Annotated in this window: 4 protein-coding genes and 1 pseudogene; all 5 read left to right on the forward strand. The window is 58.3% G+C overall.

All coding sequences use genetic code 11. The annotated features are described in order from the left end of the window. A pseudogene (locus D8V06_RS03915) lies at positions 1-1,031 on the forward strand (2-oxoglutarate dehydrogenase E1 component); the annotation flags it as partial. Positions 1,032-1,073: 42 nt separating this feature from the next. Then, positions 1,074-2,294, forward strand: a complete 1,221-nt coding sequence (odhB, locus tag D8V06_RS03920) for a 2-oxoglutarate dehydrogenase complex dihydrolipoyllysine-residue succinyltransferase (RefSeq protein WP_130930478.1) — start codon at positions 1,074-1,076, stop codon at positions 2,292-2,294. Between the two features lie 98 nt (positions 2,295-2,392). Next, positions 2,393-3,829: a dihydrolipoyl dehydrogenase gene (gene lpdA / locus D8V06_RS03925; RefSeq protein ID WP_130930479.1), complete on the forward strand. Its 1,437-nt coding sequence runs from the start codon at positions 2,393-2,395 to the stop codon at positions 3,827-3,829. A 197-nt stretch (positions 3,830-4,026) separates the two neighbouring features. After that, positions 4,027-5,193, forward strand: a complete 1,167-nt coding sequence (sucC, locus tag D8V06_RS03930; protein ID WP_007919879.1) for an ADP-forming succinate--CoA ligase subunit beta — start codon at positions 4,027-4,029, stop codon at positions 5,191-5,193. Then, positions 5,193-6,004, forward strand: an 812-nt coding sequence (gene sucD / locus D8V06_RS03935) for a succinate--CoA ligase subunit alpha (RefSeq protein ID WP_130930480.1), incomplete at its 3' end; no start/stop codon positions are given. The genes sucC and sucD, both read left to right, overlap by 1 nt.

Consider the following 6,004-nt stretch of genomic DNA (forward strand, 5'->3'; position numbering starts at 1 on the left):
GGGGTTACGCCGAAACCATGGCGTACGCGACCCTGGCGTTCGAAGGTCACCCGATCCGCATGACCGGCCAGGACATCGGCCGCGGTACGTTCTCGCACCGTCATGCCGTGCTGCACAACCAAAAAGACGCGGGCACCTACATCCCGCTGCAGAACCTGTACGACGGTCAGCCACGCTTCGACCTGTACGACTCGTTCCTGTCCGAAGAAGCGGTGCTGGCGTTCGAATACGGTTATTCGACCACCACGCCGAACGCGCTGGTTATCTGGGAAGCCCAGTTCGGCGACTTCGCCAACGGCGCCCAGGTCGTGATCGACCAGTTCATCACCAGTGGCGAGCACAAGTGGGGCCGTCTGTGCGGCCTGACCATGCTGCTGCCACACGGTTATGAAGGTCAGGGGCCGGAGCACTCCTCGGCTCGTCTGGAGCGTTACCTGCAGTTGTGCGCCGAGCACAACATTCAGGTGTGCATGCCGACGACGCCGGCTCAGATCTACCACTTGCTGCGCCGTCAGGTGATCCGCCCGCTGCGCAAGCCGCTGGTAGTCCTGACTCCGAAGTCGCTGCTGCGCCACAAACTGGCCATCTCGACCCTGGAAGATCTGGCCGAAGGTTCGTTCCAGACCGTTATCCCGGAAATCGATGCCCTGGACCCGAAAAAGGTCGAGCGCGTTGTTCTGTGTAGCGGCAAGGTCTACTACGACCTGCTGGAAAAACGCCGTGCCGAAGGCCGTGACGATATCGCCATCGTGCGTATCGAGCAGCTGTACCCATTCCCTGAGGATGACTTGAAAGAAGTCCTGGCTCCTTACACCAACGCCAAGCATGCCGTTTGGTGTCAGGAAGAGCCGATGAACCAGGGTGCGTGGTACTGCAGCCAACACCACATGCGTCGCAGCATCAGCAACCTCAACAAGTCTCTCGTACTTGAGTACGCGGGCCGTGAGGCTTCTGCTGCACCGGCATGCGGTTACGCATCGATGCACGCCGAGCAGCAGGAACAATTGCTGCAAGCGGCCTTTACTGTTTAACGCCTTCGCGCACCTGAAACCGAATTTAAGGACCCACAGATAATGGCTATCGAAATCAAAGCCCCCACTTTCCCGGAATCGGTTGCCGATGGCACCGTTGCCACCTGGCACAAACAACCGGGCGACGCTGTAAAGCGTGACGACCTGATCGTCGACATCGAAACCGACAAGGTTGTGCTGGAAGTGTTGGCCACTGCTGACGGCGTGCTGGGCGCTATCATCAAGAACGAAGGCGACACTGTTCTGTCCGACGAAGTCCTGGGCTCCATCGAGGCGGGCGGCGCTGCTGCTGCCCCGGCTGCCGCTGCTGCTCCGGCCGCCGCGCAAGCCGCTGCTCCAGCTGCCGAAGGCGAAGACGATCCAGTCGCCGCTCCTGCTGCTCGCAAGCTGGCTGAAGAAAACGGCATCAACATCGCTTCCGTTGCCGGTACTGGCAAAGGCGGTCGTGTGACCAAGGAAGACGTGGTTGCAGCTGTTGCTGCCAAGAAAGCCGCTCCGGCTGCCGCGCCTGCCAAGGCTGCTGCTCCTTCGGCTGCCGCTCCTGTGTTCGCCGCTGGCGACCGCATCGAGAAGCGCGTGCCGATGACCCGCGTTCGTGCCACCGTGGCCAAGCGTCTGGTTGAAGCTCAGTCGAACATGGCAATGCTGACCACTTTCAACGAAGTCGACATGACCGAAGTCATGGCGTTGCGTTCGAAGTACAAGGATCTCTTTGAGAAGAGCCATAACGGCGTGCGTTTGGGCTTCATGTCGTTCTTCGTGAAAGCGGCCACCGAAGCGCTGAAACGCTTCCCGGCTGTCAACGCTTCGATCGATGGCGGCGACATCGTTTACCACGGTTACGCTGACGTCGGCGTTGCAGTTTCCAGCGATCGCGGCCTGGTTGTACCGGTTCTGCGCAACGCCGAACTGATGAGCCTGGCTGAAATCGAAGGCGGCATCGCCACCTTCGGCAAGAAAGCCCGTGACGGCAAACTGTCGATGGACGAAATGACCGGTGGTACTTTCACCATCACCAACGGTGGTACTTTCGGTTCGATGATGTCGACTCCGATCGTCAACCCGCCACAAGCCGCTATCCTGGGCATGCACAACATCATCCAGCGCCCAATGGCCATCAACGGCCAGGTCGTTATCCGTCCGATGATGTACCTGGCTCTGTCCTACGATCACCGTCTGATCGATGGCAAAGAAGCTGTGACCTTCCTGGTGACCATCAAGAACCTGCTGGAAGATCCGGCTCGTCTGTTGCTGGATATCTGATAGAAGCAGCCATGAGCTGCAAGCTCGAGCTGTCGGAAAACCCGCAGCTTGGCTTGCAGCTTGCGGCTTGAAGCTTTTCGCTAAAGAGGATTTTTTGAATGTCGCAGAAATTTGACGTAGTAGTGATCGGCGCTGGCCCTGGCGGCTATGTGGCTGCCATCAAGGCCGCCCAACTCGGCCTCAGCACTGCCTGCATCGAGAAGTACACCGACAAGGAAGGCAAACTCGCGCTGGGCGGTACCTGCCTGAACGTCGGCTGCATTCCATCCAAGGCCCTGCTGGATAGCTCGTGGAAGTACAAGGAAGCCAAAGAAGGCTTCGTGATCCACGGTATCAATCACGCTGGCGTGACCATGGACGTGCCAGCAATGGTCGGCCGCAAGGCCACCATCGTCAAAGGCCTGACCTCTGGCGTTGCGACCCTGTTCAAAGCCAACGGTGTGACTTCCATTGAAGGTCACGGCAAGCTGCTGGCCGGCAAGAAAGTCGAAGTCACCAAGCCAGATGGCTCGGTAGAAATCATCGAAGCCGAGAACGTGATCCTGGCTCCAGGTTCGCGCCCGATCGACATTCCGCCAGCTCCGGTTGACCAGAATGTGATCGTCGACTCCACCGGCGCCCTGGAATTCCAATCCGTACCTAAGCGTCTGGGTGTGATCGGTGCCGGCGTTATCGGTCTGGAACTGGGTTCGGTCTGGTCGCGTCTGGGTGCAGAAGTGACTGTCCTGGAAGCCCTGGACACCTTCCTGATGGCAGCCGACACCGCTGTTTCCAAGGAAGCGCTGAAAACCCTGACCAAACAGGGCCTGGACATCAAGCTGGGCGCTCGCGTGACCGGCTCGAAAGTGAACGGCGACGAAGTCGTTGTGAACTACACCGATGCCAACGGCGAACAGAACATCACTTTCGACAAGCTGATCGTAGCCGTTGGTCGCCGTCCGGTGACCACTGATCTGCTGGCTGCCGACTGCGGTGTGACCCTGGACGAGCGCGGTTTCGTGCACGTTGATGATCATTGCGCTACCACTGTACCGGGCGTTTACGCCATCGGTGACGTGGTTCGCGGCATGATGCTGGCGCACAAGGCGTCCGAAGAAGGCATCATGGTTGTCGAGCGCATCAAGGGCCACAAGGCCCAGATGAACTATGATTTGATCCCTTCGGTTATTTATACTCACCCGGAAATCGCGTGGGTCGGTAAAACCGAGCAGGCCTTGAAAGCTGAAGGCGTTGAAGTTAACGTCGGCACCTTCCCGTTCGCAGCCTCCGGCCGTGCCATGGCTGCCAACGATACCGGTGGTTTCGTCAAGGTCATCGCCGATGCCAAGACAGACCGCGTACTGGGCGTCCACGTGATTGGCCCAAGTGCTGCCGAACTGGTTCAGCAGGGCGCGATCGGTATGGAGTTCGGCACCAGCGCTGAAGACCTGGGCATGATGGTTTTCTCCCATCCGACCCTGTCTGAAGCCTTGCACGAAGCTGCTCTGGCAGTGAATGGCGGCGCCATCCACATCGCCAACCGCAAGAAGCGTTAAGAGATAATAAGAAACCACGGCGGTTTGGCCCGTCGTGAGCCTTGCATGCAAGACTCACCGCGGAATATCCGCTGGACGCAGTCTTGCATAGCTGCACCGGGTATCCGGAAGGCTATGCAAGCAGCAGTCACAGGTGGTGCGGCACTTGAATGAGTGCAGCACCGAATGCGCAGTACCTAACGAAGACGGTAATAAGCATGAATCTTCACGAGTATCAGGGTAAGCAGCTGTTCGCTGAGTACGGCCTGCCAGTTTCCACCGGCTACGCAGTAGACACCCCGGAAGCAGCAGCAGAAGCTTGCGACAAAATCGGCGGCAGCGAGTGGGTTGTCAAAGCCCAGGTCCACGCCGGTGGTCGCGGTAAAGCGGGCGGCGTCAAGCTGGTTCGCAGCAAAGAAGACGCCAAAGCCTTCGCACAGCAGTGGCTGGGCAAGCGTCTGGTGACTTACCAGACTGACGCCAATGGTCAGCCAGTCACCAAGATCCTGGTTGAATCGTGCACTGATATCGCTAAAGAGCTGTACCTGGGCGCTGTCGTTGACCGTTCGAGCCGTCGTATCGTGTTCATGGCTTCCACCGAAGGTGGCGTGGACATCGAGAAAATCGCTCACGACACTCCAGAAAAAATTCTGAAAGCCACTATCGATCCACTGGTTGGCGCTCAGCCATTCCAGGGTCGCGAGCTGGCATTCCAGCTGGGTCTGGAAGGTAAGCAAGTTGCTCAGTTCGCCAAGATCTTCGTAGGTCTGGCCAAGCTGTTCAAGGATCACGACCTGGCCCTGCTGGAAGTGAACCCGCTGGTGATCAAGGCTGACGGCGATCTGCACTGCCTGGACGCCAAGATCAACATCGACGCCAACGCCATGTACCGTCAGCCTAAGCTGAAGACTTTCCACGATCCGTCGCAAGACGATCCGCGCGAAGCGCACGCTGCCAAGTTCGAACTGAACTACGTAGCGCTGGAAGGCAACATCGGTTGCATGGTCAACGGTGCTGGCCTGGCCATGGGTACCATGGACATCGTCAACCTGCATGGCGGCAAGCCAGCCAACTTCCTCGACGTGGGCGGCGGTGCTACCAAAGAACGCGTTACCGAAGCGTTCAAGATCATCCTGTCCGACACTAACGTCGCTGCAGTACTGGTCAACATCTTCGGCGGCATCGTTCGTTGCGACATGATTGCCGAAGGCATCATCGGTGCAGTGAAAGAAGTCGGCGTGAAAATCCCGGTTGTTGTTCGCCTTGAAGGCAACAACGCTGAGCTGGGCGCTAAAGTACTGGCAGAAAGCGGTTTGAACATCATCGCTGCTACCAGCCTGACCGACGCTGCTCAACAAGTTGTCAAAGCTGCGGAGGGCAAATAATGAGCGTCCTGATCAATAAAGACACCAAAGTTATCTGCCAGGGTATTACCGGTTCGCAAGGTAGTTTCCACACCCAGCAAGCCATCGAGTACGGCACCAAGATGGTTGGTGGTGTAACTCCAGGCAAAGGCGGCACCGAGCACCTGGGTCTGCCAGTGTTCAACACCGTGAAAGACGCTGTAGCTGCCACTGGCGCCACCGCCAGCGTGATCTACGTTCCGGCTCCTTTCTGCAAAGACTCGATCCTGGAAGCTGCCTTCGGCGGCATCAAGCTGATCGTGTGCATCACCGAAGGCATTCCTACCCTGGACATGCTGGACGCTAAAGTTAAGTGCGACGAGCTGGGCGTAGTCCTGATCGGCCCTAACTGCCCAGGCGTGATCACCCCAGGCGAATGCAAGATCGGCATCATGCCAGGTCACATTCACTTGCCAGGCAAGGTCGGTATCGTTTCGCGTTCCGGCACCCTGACCTACGAAGCTGTGAAGCAGACTACTGACGCCGGTTTCGGTCAGTCGACTTGCGTCGGCATCGGTGGTGACCCGATCCCGGGTTCGAACTTCATCGACATCCTGAAGCTGTTCCAGGAAGACCCGAAGACCGAAGCGATCGTGATGATCGGTGAGATCGGCGGTTCGGCTGAAGAAGAAGCGGCTGCCTACATCAAGGCACACGTGACCAAGCCGGTTGTTTCCTACATCGCTGGTGTGACTGCTCCTCCGGGCAAGCGCATGGGCCATGCTGGCGCAATCATCTCTGGCGGCAAAGGCACTGCAGACGAGAAATTCGCTGCGCTGCAAGACGCAGGCGT

The organism is Pseudomonas sp. Sample_24, assembly GCF_004307605.1.
Lineage (GTDB): Bacteria > Pseudomonadota > Gammaproteobacteria > Pseudomonadales > Pseudomonadaceae > Aquipseudomonas.

What these genes read in the sequence shown, in the direction of transcription:
- lpdA (WP_130930479.1), top strand. Translation starts at nt 2,393, where the DNA reads ATGTCGCAGAAATTTGACGTAGTAGTGATCGGCGCTGGCCCTGGCGGC.
- odhB (WP_130930478.1), top strand. Translation starts at nt 1,074, where the DNA reads ATGGCTATCGAAATCAAAGCCCCCACTTTCCCGGAATCGGTTGCCGAT.
- sucC (WP_007919879.1), top strand. Translation starts at nt 4,027, where the DNA reads ATGAATCTTCACGAGTATCAGGGTAAGCAGCTGTTCGCTGAGTACGGC.